General features: G+C 66.8%; 14 protein-coding genes. 4 read left to right on the forward strand and 10 right to left on the reverse strand.

Annotation, left to right across the window (positions count from 1 at the left end):
• Positions 1–35: 35 nt before the first annotated feature.
• The 7 genes from AKI39_RS17805 to AKI39_RS17835 form a co-directional block, all read right to left on the reverse strand.
• Positions 36–797 carry an ABC transporter ATP-binding protein gene (locus AKI39_RS17805; protein WP_066638955.1) on the reverse strand — a complete coding sequence of 254 codons (762 nt, stop codon included), beginning with the start codon at positions 795–797 and terminating at the stop codon, positions 36–38.
• On the reverse strand, positions 794–2,653 hold the full coding sequence (locus AKI39_RS17810) for a branched-chain amino acid ABC transporter ATP-binding protein/permease (RefSeq protein WP_066638958.1): 1,860 nt from the start codon (positions 2,651–2,653) through the stop codon (positions 794–796). Before AKI39_RS17810 ends, AKI39_RS17805 begins: the two co-directional genes overlap by 4 nt.
• A gap of 8 nt (positions 2,654–2,661) precedes the next feature.
• A complete protein-coding gene (locus AKI39_RS17815) occupies positions 2,662–3,702 on the reverse strand; it encodes a branched-chain amino acid ABC transporter permease (RefSeq protein WP_066638961.1) in 1,041 nt (346 codons plus the stop codon).
• 78 nt (positions 3,703–3,780) lie between these two features.
• Positions 3,781–4,941 (reverse strand): ABC transporter substrate-binding protein, encoded by a 1,161-nt coding sequence (locus AKI39_RS17820; RefSeq protein ID WP_066643270.1) that lies wholly within the window; start codon positions 4,939–4,941, stop codon positions 3,781–3,783.
• 162 nt (positions 4,942–5,103) lie between these two features.
• The gene (locus tag AKI39_RS17825) at positions 5,104–5,664 is read right to left on the reverse strand and encodes a biotin transporter BioY (RefSeq protein ID WP_066638964.1); all 561 of its coding nucleotides are present in this window, start codon (positions 5,662–5,664) and stop codon (positions 5,104–5,106) included.
• A gap of 216 nt (positions 5,665–5,880) precedes the next feature.
• On the reverse strand, positions 5,881–6,477 hold the full coding sequence (locus AKI39_RS17830; protein ID WP_066638966.1) for an energy-coupling factor transporter transmembrane component T family protein: 597 nt from the start codon (positions 6,475–6,477) through the stop codon (positions 5,881–5,883).
• Positions 6,474–7,151: an energy-coupling factor ABC transporter ATP-binding protein gene (locus AKI39_RS17835; RefSeq protein ID WP_066638969.1), complete on the reverse strand. Its 678-nt coding sequence runs from the start codon at positions 7,149–7,151 to the stop codon at positions 6,474–6,476. The genes AKI39_RS17830 and AKI39_RS17835 overlap by 4 nt, the downstream gene beginning before the upstream one ends.
• Before the next feature lie 52 nt (positions 7,152–7,203).
• Here AKI39_RS17835 and msrB point away from each other — a divergent pair, with 52 nt between their 5' ends.
• Genes msrB through AKI39_RS17855 form a run of 4 tightly spaced genes read left to right on the forward strand, consistent with a single transcriptional unit; the run spans position 7,204 to position 9,275 of the window.
• The gene (gene msrB / locus AKI39_RS17840; protein ID WP_066638972.1) at positions 7,204–7,602 is read left to right on the forward strand and encodes a peptide-methionine (R)-S-oxide reductase MsrB; all 399 of its coding nucleotides are present in this window, start codon (positions 7,204–7,206) and stop codon (positions 7,600–7,602) included.
• Positions 7,599–8,189: a septation protein A gene (locus AKI39_RS17845; RefSeq protein WP_066638976.1), complete on the forward strand. Its 591-nt coding sequence runs from the start codon at positions 7,599–7,601 to the stop codon at positions 8,187–8,189. The genes msrB and AKI39_RS17845 overlap by 4 nt, the downstream gene beginning before the upstream one ends.
• A gap of 32 nt (positions 8,190–8,221) precedes the next feature.
• Positions 8,222–8,488 (forward strand): BolA family protein, encoded by a 267-nt coding sequence (locus tag AKI39_RS17850; RefSeq protein WP_066638979.1) that lies wholly within the window; start codon positions 8,222–8,224, stop codon positions 8,486–8,488.
• 10 nt (positions 8,489–8,498) lie between these two features.
• Positions 8,499–9,275, forward strand: a complete 777-nt coding sequence (locus tag AKI39_RS17855; RefSeq protein WP_066638987.1) for a peptidylprolyl isomerase — start codon at positions 8,499–8,501, stop codon at positions 9,273–9,275.
• A gap of 144 nt (positions 9,276–9,419) precedes the next feature.
• On the opposite strand, the gene ligA is transcribed toward AKI39_RS17855, so the two are convergent.
• The 3 genes from ligA to smc are packed head-to-tail and all read right to left on the reverse strand — an operon-like array spanning position 9,420 to position 16,227.
• The gene (gene ligA, locus AKI39_RS17860; protein ID WP_066638989.1) at positions 9,420–11,534 is read right to left on the reverse strand and encodes an NAD-dependent DNA ligase LigA; all 2,115 of its coding nucleotides are present in this window, start codon (positions 11,532–11,534) and stop codon (positions 9,420–9,422) included.
• Positions 11,531–12,652: a cell division protein ZipA C-terminal FtsZ-binding domain-containing protein gene (locus AKI39_RS17865; protein ID WP_066638990.1), complete on the reverse strand. Its 1,122-nt coding sequence runs from the start codon at positions 12,650–12,652 to the stop codon at positions 11,531–11,533. Before AKI39_RS17865 ends, ligA begins: the two co-directional genes overlap by 4 nt.
• Before the next feature lie 44 nt (positions 12,653–12,696).
• Complete coding sequence (smc, locus tag AKI39_RS17870; RefSeq protein WP_066638992.1) at positions 12,697–16,227, reverse strand: chromosome segregation protein SMC; 3,531 nt, start codon at positions 16,225–16,227, stop codon at positions 12,697–12,699.
• Positions 16,228–16,450 lie beyond the last annotated feature (223 nt).

A 16,450-nucleotide genomic window follows, 5' to 3' on the forward strand; every position in this document is an offset into this window, starting at 1 on the left:
CGCCAGCGCCTGTTAACGCTAGAGGGCGGACGATGTCAGCCCGCCTTGCCCAGCCCCAGATAGCTTTCCACCACGCGCGGATTGTGCGCCAGTTCCGCGGCGGGCCCGGACAGCACGACCTCTCCGGTCTCCAGTACATAGCCCTGGTCGGCCACCTGCAAGGCCGCACGGGCGTTCTGTTCCACCAGCAGGATGGACACGCCCGCTTCGCGCAGGCGGGCAATGATGTGAAAAATCTCGCGCACGATGCGCGGCGCCAGGCCCAGGCTGGGTTCGTCCAGCATCAGCAGGCGCGGCTTGGCCATCAGCGCGCGCCCCACCGCCAGCATCTGTCTCTCGCCGCCCGACAGCGTGCCCGCTTCCTGCGCGCGCCGTTCCTTCAGCCGTGGAAAAAGTTCATAGATGTCCTGCATGCTGTCGCGCCAGCCGGCCTCGCGCATGCGATAGCGCCGGAAGCCGCCCAGCAGCAGGTTGTCTTCCACGGACATGCTGGCGAAGAGTTCGCGCCGCTCCGGCACCAGCGACATGCCGGCGGCCACGCGCCGCTCCACGGGCCAGCCGGACACGTCCCGCCCATCGAGCCATACCGCGCCCGCGGCCTGTCCCGACAGCGGCAAGGCACCCATGATGGCGTTCAGCATCGTCGACTTGCCGGCGCCGTTGGCGCCGATCACCGTCACGATGCTGCCGGCCGGAACGCAGAGCGACACCGGCGACAGCGCCGCCACCTTGCCGTAGCGCGCGCCCAGGCTCTCCACCCTCAGCAGCGGCGCGCCCGTGCCGGCGGGCGCGCTCATCGCGACTCTCCCGCGGCCGCGTCCTGCGCATCCGGCAAGACGGCCGTGTCGTCGTCATCCAGTCCGCCCAGGTAGGCTTCCAGCACCGCGGGATCGCGCTGGATATCCGCCGGCACGCCTTCGGCCAGCTTGGTGCCGAAGTCCATGACGACGAGGTGATTGGTCAAGCGCATGACGAAATCCATATCGTGTTCCACCAGCAGAATGCTCATGCCCTCGTCGCGCAGCTGCTCCAGCACCCGGGCCAAGTCTTGCTTTTCCTTGTAGCGCAAGCCGGCGGCGGGCTCGTCCAGCAGCAGCAGGATGGGATCGCTGGCCAGCGCCCGCGCGATTTCCAGGATGCGCTGCTGCCCCAAAGCCAGATTGCCGGCCTGTTCGTGCATGCAGTCGCCCAGACCCACGCGCTCGAGTTGGCGCGCCGCTTCGTGAAGCAGACGCACCTCGGCCGCGCGGTCCAGGCGCAGCGCCCCCGCCAGCACGCCCACGTTGGCGCGCAGGTGCGCGCCCAGCGCGACGTTTTCCAGCACCGTCATGCCCGGCAGCAGCTGGACGTGCTGGAACGTGCGGCTGACGCCGCGCCGCGCGATGTCCCGGGCCGACAGGCGCTCGATGCGTTCGCCCATGAAGCTGACCCCGCCGCGCGTGCACGGCAGCACGCCCGTGATCAGATTGAAGGTGGTGCTCTTGCCGGCGCCGTTGGGGCCGATCAGGCCCATGATTTCGCCGGCGCGCACCTTGAAGGAAATATCGTTGACGGCCACCAAGCCGCCGAAGGTCTTGCGGATGGCGTCCACGTCCAGCACCACCTGCCCCAAGGCTGGGCGGGCACGCCGGGCCAGGGCCGGCGCGGGGCTCGGGGGCGGCGCGCCGCGGTCTCGCGCGGCATCGCCGCCCGCCACCCGGCGCCAGCCCGCGGCCAGCATGGGCCACACACCGTCGCGCGCATACTGCAGCATCAGGATCAGCAGGATGCCGAAGACGATCAGTTCGAAGTTGGCGGTGGTGTCCAGCAATCGAGGCACGACGTTCTGGATCTGGTCCTTCAGCACCAGGATGATGGCCGAGCCCAGCAAGGCGCCCCAGACGTGCGCCGCGCCGCCCACCACCGCCATGAACAGGTACTCGATGCCGTAGTTCAGGCCGAACGGGCTGGGACTGACCGCGCGCTGCATGTGCGCGTACAGCCACCCCGACACGCTGGCCAGCAATGCCGCATAGACGAACACGATGACCTTGTAGCGCCGCGTATGCACGCCCATGGATTCGGCCATGCCGGCGCCGTTGCGCAGCGCGCGGATGGCGCGGCCCGGCCGCGAATCCAGCAGATTGCCGGTCGCCCAGACGGCCGCCAGCACCAGCACCCAGATCAGATAGTAGATATGCCGCCCGCTGGCCAGCGAGACGCCGAACAGCGTCAGCGGGGCGATGCCGGCAATCCCGTCGTGGCGTCCCAGGGCTTCCACGGTGCCGTACAAATAGAACAGCGCCAGGCACCAGGCGATGGTACCCAGAGGCAGGTAATGACCCGACAGTCGCAGGGTGACGGTGCCCAGCAGCCAGGCGATCGCGCCCGTCAGCAGCAGTCCCGCCAGCAGGCCGAGCCAGGGCGACCAGCCCTGGGCGGTGGTCAGCCAGGCTGTGGCATAGGCGCCGATGCCCACGAACGCCGCCTGCCCGAACGACGTCAGCCCGCTGACGCCCGTGAGCACCACCAGGCCCAGCACCACCAGGCTGGCCAGGCCGATGTAATTGAGCTGCGTGATCCAGAATTCCGGCGTGGCGGCGAACGCCGGCAACAGTGCCAGCAGCACCACGAACACCAGCAGGGGCAGCCGCCGCGCGAAGCTCGTCTTCATGTGCGCCCCTAGTCCTCGGTCTCGGCGTGGGTGCCGCCGCGCAGCGACAGCCACAGCAGCACCGGGATGATGAGCGTGAACACGATCACTTCCTTGTACGCACTGGCCCAGAAGGAAGAGAAGGATTCCAGCAGGCCCACCAGCAGCGCGCCGGCGGCGGCCACCGGATAGCTGGCCAGCGCGCCGATGATCGCGCCGACGAAGCCCTTCAGGCCGATGAGGAAACCCGTGTCGTAATAGATCGTGGTGACGGGCGCGATCAGTATCCCCGAAATGGCGCCCATCAGCGCCGCCAGCGTGAACGTAATGGTGCCGGAGATCGAGCTGCTGATACCGACCAATCGCGCGCCGCGGCGATTGACCGCCGTGGCGCGCAAGGCGCGGCCATAGAGCGTCTTGCCGAAGAACAGCCAAAGCGCCAGGATCAGGACCAGCGATGTCCCGACCACGAACAGGCTTTGCGCCGACCACGCGGCGATGCCGAAATCCACCTGGCCGTCGACGAAGGCCGGCGTGCGCCATCCTTCGGCGCCGAAGAACACCAGCCCCATGCCGACCAGGACGAAATGCACCGCGACCGAGGTAATCAGCAGCACCAGCACGCTGGCCTCCGCCAGCGGCTGATAGACGATGCGGTACACCATCGGCCCCATGGGCACGATCAACAGCAGCGTCAGCAGCATATTGCGCCACAACGGCGTATCGGGACCCGTCAGGCGGCTGGTCACCCAGTACAGCAGCGCCGGCAGCACCACATTGGCCAGGATGGCCTTGGGCAGCGCGGCGGCACTGCCCAGGCGCAGCGCGCGCCCAAGCTCCAGCAGGAAGACGACACCGCCCAGCAGGGGCAGCAGGTATACCGTCCCGGGCAGCTTGCCATCCACCAGCATGGCCAGCGTCAAAGCGCCGAAGGCGACGAATTCACCCTGCGGGATGAAGATCACCCGCGTCACCGCGAATACCAGCACCAGCGCCATGCCCAGCAAGGCGTAGATCGCCCCGCTGACGACGCCGTCCTGCAGCAGGATGAACGCTATGGAAGAATCCATCGACCGTTTACCGTGAAAGGCATCGGCGCGCGCGAACCCGGGGCCGCGCGCGCCGATGCATGCTTCATGTGCGCCGCGTCACAGTCCCGGCTGGTAGACCCACTTGCCGTTCTGCACCTTCACCATGACCCGCGCGCGCTCGTCGAAACCGGCGTGGTCGGTGGGGCTCATATTGAACACGCCCTGCGAGGCCGGCAGGTCCTTGATGTTTTCCAGGGCATCGCGCATCGCCGCGCGGAATTCCGGCGTGCCGGGCTGGGCCTGCTTCAGCGCGTTGGGCACGGCCGCCAGCACCAGTTGGCCGGCGTCCCACAGATGGCCGCCGAAGGTACTGACGGAACCGGCGCCGTGCGCCTTTTCATAGGCGGCCACATAGGCAAGCGCCGACTTCTTCACCGGATTGCTGTCCGGCAGTTGCTCGGCGACCAGCAACGGGCCGGCGGGCAACAGCATGCCTTCGCAATCCTTGCCGCAAACGCGCAGGAAATCGCCGTTGGCCACGCCATGCGTCTGGTAGATCAGGCCGCCGTAGTTGCGGGCGCGCAGTTCCTTCTGCGGCAGCGCCGCCGGCGTGCCGGAAGCGGCGATCAGCACCGCGTCGGGACGGGCGCCGACCAATTTCAGCACCTGGCCGGTCACGCTGGTATCGGTGCGGCCGTATTTTTCGACGGCGACGACCTTGATGCCTTTCTTCTCGGTGGCGTTCTTGATTTCCTGCAGCCAGCTATCGCCATAGGCATCGGCAAAGCCGATGAAGCCCAGGGTCTTGACCTTGCCCTTGGCCATCGCGTCGGCCAGCGCGCCCGCCATCAGCGCATCGTTCTGCGGGGTCTTGAAGGCCCATTTGCGCGGCCCGTCGACCGGGTCGACGATCTTCACGCTGGCCGCCACGCTGATCATCGGCGTCCGGGTTTCGCCCGCGACGTCGACCATCGCCAGGGACGCCGGCGTCACCGACGTGCCGATCACGACGTCCACCTTGTCCTCGCTGACGAACTTGCGCATGTTCTTGACGGCCTGGGTGGTATCGGTCGCATCGTCCAACACGATCCAGTCGATCTTCTGGCCCGCCACTTCCTTCGGCAGCAGGGCCACCGTGTTGCGCTCCGGAATACCCAGCGACGCCGCCGGCCCGGTGCTGGAGAGAGTGACGCCGACCTTGATCTGCGCGTGTGCCATCAAGGGCAAGGCCAGCGCCAGCGCCGCGGCCGCCATGCGCGTCTTATGCTTGGGATGCATCATTGAAGTCTCCAGAGAGGGAGCCGGCGCCTGGCGCACGGCGGCAACAACATATGGGATCGTTCTGCAAGCTATACAGAAAAACGGATTATAGGTTTAAAACCGTATCAAATTAGCGCGACGCGGGGGGCAGTAGTCACCCCCATCCACCGTGGTGCGCGCTCAGCGCTCACCGCCGAACGCCCATACGCGGCGCACCCTTTGCGTCACGACGGCGGCCACGATCGCCTTGGCGATGTCGCCGGGCAGGAACACCACCATGGCCAGCGCCGCCTTGCTCAATGTCATGCCCGCGATGGCCGCCAGCCAGGGAATACCCACGGCATAGACCACGACCAGCCCGCCGGCCAGAGCGGCCCCGAAGTAACCCAGCAGCGCCGGCAGCGTATCGGCGCCCGACCGCGCCACGCGCTGCGCCATCGCACCGCACAGCGCCGCGCCGACCAGCATGCCGACCAGGAACCCGCCGGTCGGGCCGGCATACACGCCCAGCCCGCCGCGGCCCCCGGGCAGCACCGGCAGCCCGATCGCCGCCAGGACCAGATAGAGCGCCACGGCCGCCGCGCCGCGGGCCGGCCCCAGCATGCAGCCGGCGAGCATGACGCCCAGCGCCTGCAAGGTGATGGGCACCGGCAGGGCCGGCACCGGTATGGGCGGCGCCAGGCTCAACACGACGATAAAGGCCGCGAACATCGCGACCGTCACGGTATCCTTCGTGCGCATGCAGACTCTCCTCTTGCGGTGAAACCCGCGATCCTTGTGTATGGCTTCCGGGCCACTCTCGGCGAGATCCGGCTCCGTTCTCCAAGACATTCCCCACCACCCGCGTCGCATGAAACCGGCCTCCCCCGATCGGGGACGCCGCGGATCCGGCTCCGCCGGTCCGCCAGCGTCGCCCCCCTTGAGGGGGGAAGGGCGCAGCGCTTCGGGGGGTGGGATTCATCCACTACGCGCGTCGATGGCATCGGCGACTTCCTCGGCGCGCTTGAGCGTGCGCACCAGCAGGGGCACCGTCAGCGCCAGCGCGTTGCGCGACAGACCGCGCGCGGCCTGGGCCTCGCGGATATCCTGGTAATTGCGCCAGATCTCGGGGATGAAGCGCAGCGTCAGCGCCAGGGCCAGCGCGACACGGCCGGCATCGACCCATCCCAGCCTGTCCAGCGGATACAGCGCCCGTTCACATACCTGGATCAGGTCGCTGGTGCGCGTCGTCAGGGTCACGGCCAGGGCCAGGGCCACCAAGGCCCCCACGCGCAGCAGGACTTCCGCCGCGCGCGCCGCGCCATCGAAATAGCCCGTGAAGGCGCCCACCACGGCCAGGATAGGCAACAGCCCCCGCACGTGGCGCCAGATCGCGCCGGCCTGCGCGCCCGACATGGCCACCAGCAGCCCGCCGCATGCGAAGGCGACGGCCAGTCCATCCAGCCGGTGCACGGCGAACAACCCTGCGCCCGCGGCCAGCAGCGCGATCAGCTTGTACGGCGCCGGGATGCGGTGGAGCACGCCATCGCCTTCGACATAGAGCGGTTCCATCATGCGCAATGCTCCCGGTACCAGCGCAGCGCCGCGGCAGGGGTGTCGTCGGCGGCGACGCGACCGTCGGCGATCACCAATACGCGATCGAAGTCCTCCAGCAAGTCCAGGTCGTGGCTGACGACCACGGCCTCGCAGTCCAGGCCGGCAATGGCGGCACGCACCCGGTTGCGGTTGCGCAGATCCAGCTGCGTCGTCGGTTCGTCGAACACGATCACCCTGGGCCGCATGACCAGCACGGCGGCAAGCGCCACCAGCTGGCGCTCGCCGCCGGACAGCGTATGACTGGCGCGGTCTGCCAGATGGCCCACCCCGAGCGCGGCCAGTTGTTCGACGGCGCGCGCCTGGCGGGACGCCTTGTCCGGCACCTGCGCCTTCAGGCCGAATTCCATGTCTTCCCGCACGATGGGAAAAACGATCTGGTTCTCCGGGTTCTGGAATACGAAGCCCACTTCCCGCCTGACGGCGCGCGTGGCCTGGCGGGTATCATGGCCATTGACGCGCACCGCGCCGGACGACGGCAATACCAGCCCGTTGATGAGCCGCGCCAGGGTGCTTTTGCCCGCGCCGTTGGGCCCGACGATACCGATGCGGCGTTCGGTCAGCACGGCGCTCACCCCATGCAGAATCTGCGCGCGGGGCGTCTTCACGACGGCATGATCAAACTCGATTAACATGGGGCGCGATTATGCCCGAACCTGTTGCTTGCCCGGAAACCCCAGCGCGGACATGGAAAAAGTACGCAAGACCGACGCCGAATGGCGCGCCCTGCTCTCGCCGGATGAGTTCTACGTTACTCGCGAAAAGGGGACGGAAAGGGCCTTCACCGGCCGCTACTGGGACACCGCGACGCCGGGCATTTACCGCTGCGTCGCCTGCGGCACGGCGCTGTTCGCGTCCGATACCAAATTCGACGCGGGCTGCGGCTGGCCCAGCTATTACGAGCCCCTGGGTCCCGACCTGGTGCGCGAACAACGCGATACCAGCCACGACATGATACGTACCGAGGTATTGTGCAACGTATGCGATTCCCATCTGGGACATGTTTTCCCGGACGGTCCGCCCCCCACCGGCCGGCGCTACTGCATTAATTCCCTGGCATTGAAATTCGAACCTGCCGAAGAATGAAGAAGTTTCTATTCGATCTGTTTCCGCTGCTGCTGTTTTTCATCGCATACCGCTATGCCGGAATCTATACGGCCACCGCGGTGGCCATCACCGCGTCCGTCCTGCAGATTCTGTGGCTCAAATTCACCGGCCGCCCCATCGAAGGTATGCATTGGATCAATCTGACGGTAATCGTCGTCTTTGGCGGCGCCACGCTATGGCTGCACAGCGACGTCTTCATCAAATGGAAACCGACGGTGCTGTATTGGCTGTTCGGCGCCGCGCTGCTGGCGGGCCGCTGGATATTCAAGCGTAACCTGGTGCGCCGGCTGCTGGACAAGCAGATCGCCCTGCCGGATGCGGTCTGGGACAAACTGAATGCCACCTGGGCGGTATTCTTTTTGATCGCCGGGGCCGCCAATCTGTATGTCGCCTTTTCGGGCCGTTTCTCGGAATCCGAATGGGTCACGTTCAAGGCCTTCGGCCTGATGGGCCTGATGATTGTTTTCGTCCTGGCGCAGTCGATCTGGCTGGGGCGGCACCTGCAGGTACCCGGTGCCGCCGGCGAAGCCACCGACGAAACCGGCCGTGAAACCGGCAAACGCTGAATTGATTTCTGAATTGATTTGAATAACTTTCCATGACTCAGATTACCGACGTCGCTGCTACCATTCGCGAACGCCTGCAAGTGCTCGCGCCCGTGGCGCTGGAGATCCAGGACGATTCCCATCTGCACGCGGGACATGCTGGCGCGCATGGCGGCGCCTCGCACTTCACAGTGAGGATAACGTCCGCCAAATTCGAAGGGCTGACACCGGTGGCGCGTCATCGCCTGGTGTATGATCATTTGAATGATTTAATGCCCTACCCCATCCACGCGCTTGCGCTGGAAACCCGTACCCCCTGAAAGGATCTACATGAAACGCTTCATCCTGCTGGTGGCGGCTTGCGTGATTGCTGCCCCCGCTTTTGCCCAGAACGTGGCGACGGTCAATGGCAAACCCATTACCCAGAAAAGCCTGGACCAGTTCGTAAAGCTGCTCGTCAGCCAGGGCGCCACCGATTCGCCTCAGCTGCGCGATCAGGTCAAGCAGGAAATGATCAACCGCCAGGTTTTCGTGCAGGCCGCCGAAAAGGCCGGCGTCGCGAAACAGGCCGACGTGCAGACTGAAGTCGAACTGGCTCGCCAGGGCATCCTGGTCCGCGCCTTGATGGCCGATTATCTGCAAAAGCATCCGGTCACGGACAAACAAGTCCAGGACGAATACAACGAGGTCAAGCAGCAGCAGGCCGGCAAGCTGGAATACAAAGTCCGCCATATCCTGGTCCCGGACGAAAAAACCGCCAACGACCTGCTGGCGCAGATCAAGAGCGGCAAGCTGAAATTCGATGACGCCGCCAAGAAGGAATCCAAGGATCCCGGCAGTGCGCAAAATGGCGGCGACCTGGGCTGGGCGCCGGCCACGAATTATGTCCCGCCTTTCGCGCAGGCCGTGACCTCGCTCAAGAAGGGCGAATTGGCCGAAAAGCCGGTGCAAACCCAGTACGGCTGGCACATCATCGAGGTGGAAGACACCCGTCCGGTCGAATTCCCGCCGTTGGACCAGGTCCGTCCGCAACTGGAAGAAATGCTGCGCCAGCAACTCCTGGCCGACTACCAGAAATCGCTGCGCGAGCAAGCCAAGGTCCAATAAGCGCAGGCCTTGCGCGCGGCGCCGGCAATCGCAGGCGCCCGCAAAAAAAGAACCCCGCCGTTTCACCGCGGGGTTCTTTTTTTTTGCCTGGTCTCTTTATGAGCCGTTAATCGCCGTCCTGACCGCAGGGCGCCCGGGATGCCCCTATTCGCGCAACCCCAGCAACTGCTTCAGGCCCTCTTCATCCAGTATGGGCACGCCCAGTTTCTCGGCATTGGCCAGCTTGCTGCCGGCGTCGGCGCCCGCCACCACATACGCGGTTTTCCTGGATACCGAGCCGCTGACCTTACCGCCCGCGGCCAGGATATGGCTGGTTGCCTCTTCGCGCGTCATGGTCGGCAGCGTACCGGTCAGGACGAAAGTCTTGCCCGACAGGCCACCGCTGCGCGCGGCGGCCTCCGCTACCGGATGTACACCCTGCCGCTTCAGCGCTTCCACGATATCGCGGTTATGCGGCTCGGCAAAAAAGCGGTGTATCGAGGCCGCGACCGCCGGCCCCACATCGGAAACCTCCAGCAGCTGCGCTTCCCCGGCGTCCATGATGGCGTCCATGCCGCCGAAGTGCCGGGCCACGTCGCGCGCCGTGGTTTCGCCGACGTGACGGATGCCCAGCGCGAACAGCAGCCGGCCCAGCGTGGGCGTGCGCGCCTTGTCGATGGCGCGCACCAGGTTCTCGGCCGATTTCGTTCCCATACGCTCATAGCCGGCCAGTTCCTCGGCGGTCAGGCCGTAGATATCCGCCAAGGACTTGATGCGATCGCGGTCCACCAGTTGATCGACCAGCTTCTCACCCAGCCCCTCGATATCCAGCGCCTTGCGGCCCGCCGCGTGCAGCAGCGTCTGCTTGCGCTGTGCGGCGCAGAACAGCCCACCGGTGCAGCGGGCGATGGCCTCGCCCTCCGGCCGCTCGATCGCGGAGCCGCACACCGGGCACACGGGGTACTTCTGCTTCATGTCGAACGACGCCGCCGCCGCGGGCCGCTTTTCCAGCACCGGGCCGACGACTTCGGGAATCACGTCGCCGGCGCGCCGCACGATGACGGTATCGCCGATCCGCACATCCTTGCGGCGGATCTCGTCTTCGTTATGCAGTGTGGCGTTGGTGACGGTCACCCCGCCGACAAAAATGGGCTGCAGGCGCGCCACCGGCGTAATGGCGCCGGTGCGGCCGACCTGGACTTCGATGTCCAGCAGCGTGGTGGTGGCTTCCTCGGCGGGATATTTGTGTGCCAGCGCGAAGCGCGGCGCGCGCGCGACAAAGCCCAGTACTTTCTGCGCCGGCAGGGAATCGACCTTGTAGACCACGCCATCGATGTCGTAGGGCAGCGTCGGCCGCAGCTTTGCGACATGCGCATAGAAAGCGAGCAGCCCGTCAGCGCCCTTGGCCTTCTGGTTGTGCGCGGTGTTGATCGGCAGGCCCAGTTCGGCCAGCCAGTCCAGCATGGCGCTGTGCGACTCGCGCGGCAGCGTGGCGGCCTGGCGCACGCCGGGCGCGGGCTCGTCGAAGAGCTCCGGCTGGCGACCGGCAAGCCCATGGACTTCGCCCCATCCATAGGCGAAGAAACGCAGCGGGCGCTGCGCCGTGATGCGCGGGTCCAGTTGCCGCAGGCTGCCGGCGGCGGCATTGCGCGGATTGACGAAGACTTTTTCGCCCCGCTCGGCTTGCGATGCATTCAAGCGCTCGAATTCGCGGCGATTCATCAGCACTTCGCCGCGCACTTCCAGCACGCGGGGGGCGCCGGCCTTCAGCTGCAGCGGAATCGAGCGTATGGTACGGATATTGGCCGTCACGTCCTCGCCGGTCTGCCCGTCGCCGCGTGTCGCGGCCTGCGTCAGCTTGCCGTTTTCATAGCGCAGGCTGATGGCCAGGCCGTCCAGCTTCAGTTCGCAGAAATAATCCGGTTGGCTGGCCGGACCCAGTTGGCCGGACGCACGCAGCGTGTCCGTGACACGCTTATCGAAGGCCCGGACTTCGTCTTCGTCGAAAGCATTGCCCAACGACAGCATGGGCACCGCATGGGTGACGGCGCCAAAGGCCGCCAGCGGGGCGGCACCCACGCGCTGGGTGGGCGACTCCGGCGTCACGAGCTCGGGATGGGCTTCCTCGAGCGCCACGAGTCTGCGCATCAAGGCATCGTATTCGGCGTCGGAAATGCTGGGCGCGTCTTCGACGTAGTACCGGTAGTTGTGCTGCTCGATTTCGACGCGCAGGTGGGCGATTTCTTCCTGCGCGTCGGTGGCCTTGTTGCCAGCCTTCACGAAAACACCCGCAACGCGCGCGCGCTGCCGGCACGCAGGCCGGCCTGCTCCAATTGCCCGAACAGGACCTGCAGGCGTTCGTCGATGACGGCGACGGAGGCATCGGCCAGCGGCTTGCCCTGGTCGTCGACGAGTTCGGCGCGCAGGCGCTGCGCCAACTGGCGCCCGACCTCCACCATGCGCCCGAAGGCGCGTTCATCGGGCGGGCTGCACGGCACATCCAGCAGCAGGTTCAAGCGCTCGACTCCGCCCATGCCGGCATCGAAGGCGGCGCCGTCGCCGCGCATCAGCGTAAAGCGTGGCAACCCGACGTCCGACATCCAAACCAGGCGCGGACCGTCATGGATGAAGCCCAGGTCGCGGGCGACGGCCAGGACTTCCGCCGCCGGCTGCGCGCCGCCCAGAAGCAGCGTCAGACCCACCTGCGTATCGAGCGCGGCGCAGGTATCGTCCAGGCGCGCGGCCTGCTCCAGCACGGCCTGCTGGTCGGGTCCTTCGATGGCGGCATCGAAACGCTCGCCCAGGTCCTGGGCCCGCGCCCAGGCCTGCGACCATTCGATGGCCGTCAGCGGACCGGTGCGATTGGCCAGCAGCACGGCGATCTGCAGCGCGCCGTAGCGCTCGTCGCCGCGCAGCCGCGCACGGTGGCGCTGGTCGTCCGTCTGGCCGAATACCCGCATGGGCTTGCGGCCGGCCGAGCGCATGCTTTGGGTGACCGGCAGCAGATCGGCGCCACGCACCGGTTCGGCGAACGTCACTTCGATCACCACTTCGCAGGCGGGATCGGCTTCCTCGCTGTCATCGGAGTCGACAGGGGCGGCGCTCGGCGATCCGGCGGCCGTGTCCGCATGCATGCCGGAGGTACGCACCGTCCCGGCGGCCGCCGTCCCGGCGAATCCGGGCTCGCGGCGCTGCGGGGCATGCGCCCCCTGGCCCGCGGCCGCATGCGGCGCGCCCACTTCATGGCCCCCGCCACCCAGCAGGGGATCGTGCTCGTTGCTGGGAAAATGCGCCTGCATCCTGCGGCGCACCCGGCGATCCTGCCACCAGTTGAAGCCGAGCACCATCAGGATGAGCAGGACACCCAGGACGATCAGCCCGATCTGCAAATCACTCATGTATCAATTCCGCGCCCTTCGGGCCGCGCCTCTGTCAATCTAGGTTATGCGGCCTCGGCCGCGAGCTGAACCGCCGAATCGATATCCACCGCGACAATGCGGGACACCCCTTGTTCCTGCATCGTAACGCCGACCAGTTGTTTCGCCATCTGCATGGCGATCTTGTTGTGCGAAATGAATAGGAACTGGGTCTGCTCGCTCATCGTGCTGACCAGGTTGGCATAGCGTTCGGTATTCGCATCATCCAGCGGCGCGTCCACTTCGTCCAGCAGGCAGAACGGCGCGGGATTCAGCTTGAACAGCGCGAAGACCAGCGCCGTCGCCGTCAAGGCTTTCTCACCGCCCGACAACAGGTGGATGGTGCTGTTGCGCTTGCCTGGAGGTTGCGCCATCACCTGCACGCCCGCATCCAGGATTTCGTCGCCGGTCATCATCAGCTTGGCCTCGCCGCCACCGAACAGCTTGGGGAAAAGCTCGCCGAAATGGCCGTTGACGGTATTGAAGGTTTCCTGCAGCAGCTCGCGCGTTTCGCGGTCTATCTTGCGGATGGCGTCCTCCAGCGTTTCGATGGCCGTCAGCAAATCCTGCTGCTGGGCGTCCAGGAACTCCTTGCGTTCCCGCGACGTGGTCAGTTCATCCAGCGCGGCCAGATTGACCGAACCCAGGCTATCGATCTGCCGGGAAATACGGGTGACTTCCGACTGCAGCCAATTGGCGCGGCGCCATTCCTCCGGCATCGATTCGAGCGATTGCGCCAGCGCGTCGCGGTCGACTTCCTGGGCGTTCAGCTGTTCGCTGAACTGCTCCTCGGCCAGGCGCGCCGCCTGCTCCTGCAGCTGCAGCTCCATGATGCGGGCGCGCCGCGGTTCCAGCGACTGCTCCAGACGGACGCGGTCCTCGTCGGCGCCGCGCAGCTGGGCCGCCAGGTTGTCCATCTCGATGCGCGCGCGCGCCAAGGCCTCCTCCCGTTCGGCGCGCAGTTCCAGGGCATCCTGCAACCCGGCTTGCGACGCCGACGCGTCCAGTTCGAACAATTCGCCCTGCAATTGCTCCAGTTCGGCGCGGGCACGCTGGCTCTGGTCCGCCGCCAACTGCTGATTGCGTTGCAGGTCCTGGATGCGCGCCTCGATGCCGCGCTGGGCGAACTCGGATTCGTGCACCGCGCGTTCCAGTTCGCGCAACCGGGCCCGCGCGGCCTCGGCCTGTTCGGCCAGGGTTTCCCCCTCGATCTCCGCATCGGCAAAACGAGTTTGGTGTTCCGCCAGTTCCTGGTCCAGCGTTTCGAAGCGCACCTCGGCGTCTTCGCGCGCCGCCCGCAACTCTTCCTCGTGCGCGTTGATTTCGGCCAGGTCCTCGCGCAATCGCGCACCACGTTCGCCCGATTGTTGCGCCTGCTGCTGCAGCCGGGAATACTCCAATTGGATGTCGTGCACGCGGCGGGTGACTTCGGCCACGCGCTGGCGCGCCGGAACCAGCGCCTGCGATACCTGCTGCCACGCGGCTTCGCCGCGCGCCACGGCGGCGCGCGACTGGTCCGCGATCAGCTGCTGGGCCTTCAATTCGCGCTGCAGGTTTTCGATTTCCTGCTGCCGCGCCAACAGCCCGGCCTGTTCCGAATCCGCCGCGTAGAAGCGGACGCTGTGGGCATCGACCAGATGGCCGTCCTTCACCACATACGCCCCGCCTGCCGGCAGGGAGGCGCGGGCAGCCAGCGCCTGCGCCAGGCTGTCACCGACGTAGACGTCGCGCAGCCAGTCGTTCATCAGCGTGCGCAAGTCGCCGTCGGCGATGCGCAGCAGGGCGGTCAGCGGCTGCAGCCCCGGCGCGGCGGCGGGCGCCGGCGCCGCGACCGGTAACTGGTAGAAGGCCAGCCGCGCCGGAGGCGCATCGTCCGCGAAGGCCTTGGCCCAATCCAGGCTGCGCACTTCCAGCGCCGCCATGCGTTCGCGCAAGGCCGCTTCCAGGGCCGTTTCCCATCCCGGCTCGATATGCAGCTTCTGCCACAAGCGCCCCAGGCCCGCCAATTCGTGCTTGGCCAGCCACGGCTCCAGCGCGCCCTGCTTCTGGACGTCTTCCTGCAGCTTGGTCAGGGCCGCCAGCCGGGCTTCCAGCCGCGCCAGCGTCTGGGCTTCCTGCTGCGCGGCGGCCTGCGCACGGGCGCGCTCCGCGTCGGCTTCGGGCAGGCGCGTTTCCAGCGCCGCCAATTCTTCCTGCGCGGCCTCCAATTGTTCCTGGCCGGAGGCCAAGGCACCGGCCAGTTCCTCCAGCCGCGCAGGATCCGGGGTCTGCAATTCCCGCATTTCCTGCTGCACGCGCTCGCGGCGCTGCTCCAGCGCCTGCAACTGGCGGTCGGCATCGCGCTGGCTCTGGGCCACCAGCGCCAGGTCCTGCTCCACCCGCGCCAACGCGCTGCGCATGGCATCGCGGCCCTGGGCGGCATCGCGCACGCGGGCCTCGACGGCCGGCAGGGCCGCCTGGGCGTCCTCGGCCATCGCGCGCGCTTCCTGCGCGCGTTCGGTGCCCGCCGCAAGGTCTTCCTCGGCCTGGGCGATCTGTTCGGTGCAGTGCGTCTGCTGCGCTTCCCATTCCTCGATCTGGCGCGTCAATTGTTCGCGACGCGCCTGTACCCGGTTGCGGGATTCCACCACGTGGCGGATTTCTGCTTCCAGGCGGCTGACCTGGGCATTGGCCTCGTACAGCTGGCCCTGGGCCGCATGCACCTGGTCGCTGGCCGCGTAGTGGGCCTGGCGGCGCGATTCCAGCGCGGCTTCGCCCGCCCGCAGTTCCGCGACGGCGGCTTCCAGTTCGTTCTGGGCCCGGTCGATTTCCTGGGTTTTCTTCTGCCGCTCCAGGCGCGCGCCGGATTCCTTCAGGAACCACAAGGCATGCTGCTTGCGCTCGCCGTCGGCCTGTAATTCGCGGTATTCGCGTGCCACTTCGGCTTGCGCTTCCAGCTTTTCCAGCTGGCTGTTCAGTTCGCGCAGGATGTCTTCGACGCGGGTCAGGTTCTCGCGCGTATCGGACAGGCGGTTTTCGGTTTCGCGGCGGCGCTCCTTGTAGCGCGACACACCGGCCGCTTCTTCCAGGAATACCCGCAGTTCCTCGGGCCGCGCCTCGATCAGGCGATTGATCATGCCCTGGCCGATGATGGCGTACCCGCGCGCGCCCAGGCCGGTGCCCAGGAAGATGTCGTGGATGTCGCGGCGGCGCACCTGCTGGTTATTGACGAAATAGCTGCTGGTGCCGTCGCGCGTCAGGACCCGCCGCACCGCGATTTCGGCGTAGGTGCTCCATTGCCCGGCGGCGCGTCCTTCGCTGTTGTCGAACACCATTTCCACGGACGCGCGGGCGGCCGGCTTGCGGTTGCCCGATCCATTGAAGATGACGTCCTGCATGGATTCGCCGCGCAGTTCCGATGCCTTGGCCTCGCCCAGCACCCATCGTACGGCGTCGATGATGTTCGATTTGCCGCAGCCATTGGGTCCCACCACGCCGACCAGCTGGCTGGGGACCGGAATGACCGTGGGATCGACAAACGATTTGAAGCCGGCGAGTTTTAGCTGGGTAAGGCGCACAGTATCTGATTGACTGACCGGAGGGTTGATGGACGCGTGTGAACGGACCTGCCGCGCATTGCAAATCGGCCCCGCGGGGCCGATGCTGACGAACCGGCTCGATGGACCGGCTTTTTTCGGGCCTTATGATACCCCACCGGATACCCCGCCGGCCGCCCCGGCCGCACGGGGCGCAGCCCATCCGCCGCTTCCCTGGGCCGCTCCGCGGGCCCCGCGCACCCCG

Origin of the sequence: Bordetella sp. H567, from assembly GCF_001704295.1 — a bacterium.
Lineage (GTDB): Bacteria > Pseudomonadota > Gammaproteobacteria > Burkholderiales > Burkholderiaceae_B > Bordetella_C.

Bases quoted from the DNA above. Each gene is read 5' to 3' on its own strand.
- AKI39_RS17805 (WP_066638955.1), bottom strand. From the start codon at position 797: ATGAGCGCGCCCGCCGGCACGGGCGCGCCGCTGCTGAGGGTGGAGAGC.
- AKI39_RS17810 (WP_066638958.1), bottom strand. From the start codon at position 2,653: ATGAAGACGAGCTTCGCGCGGCGGCTGCCCCTGCTGGTGTTCGTGGTG.
- AKI39_RS17815 (WP_066638961.1), bottom strand. From the start codon at position 3,702: ATGGATTCTTCCATAGCGTTCATCCTGCTGCAGGACGGCGTCGTCAGC.
- AKI39_RS17820 (WP_066643270.1), bottom strand. From the start codon at position 4,941: ATGCATCCCAAGCATAAGACGCGCATGGCGGCCGCGGCGCTGGCGCTG.
- AKI39_RS17825 (WP_066638964.1), bottom strand. From the start codon at position 5,664: ATGCGCACGAAGGATACCGTGACGGTCGCGATGTTCGCGGCCTTTATC.
- AKI39_RS17830 (WP_066638966.1), bottom strand. From the start codon at position 6,477: ATGATGGAACCGCTCTATGTCGAAGGCGATGGCGTGCTCCACCGCATC.
- AKI39_RS17835 (WP_066638969.1), bottom strand. From the start codon at position 7,151: ATGTTAATCGAGTTTGATCATGCCGTCGTGAAGACGCCCCGCGCGCAG.
- msrB (WP_066638972.1), top strand. From the start codon at position 7,204: ATGGAAAAAGTACGCAAGACCGACGCCGAATGGCGCGCCCTGCTCTCG.
- AKI39_RS17845 (WP_066638976.1), top strand. From the start codon at position 7,599: ATGAAGAAGTTTCTATTCGATCTGTTTCCGCTGCTGCTGTTTTTCATC.
- AKI39_RS17850 (WP_066638979.1), top strand. From the start codon at position 8,222: ATGACTCAGATTACCGACGTCGCTGCTACCATTCGCGAACGCCTGCAA.
- AKI39_RS17855 (WP_066638987.1), top strand. From the start codon at position 8,499: ATGAAACGCTTCATCCTGCTGGTGGCGGCTTGCGTGATTGCTGCCCCC.
- AKI39_RS17865 (WP_066638990.1), bottom strand. From the start codon at position 12,652: ATGAGTGATTTGCAGATCGGGCTGATCGTCCTGGGTGTCCTGCTCATC.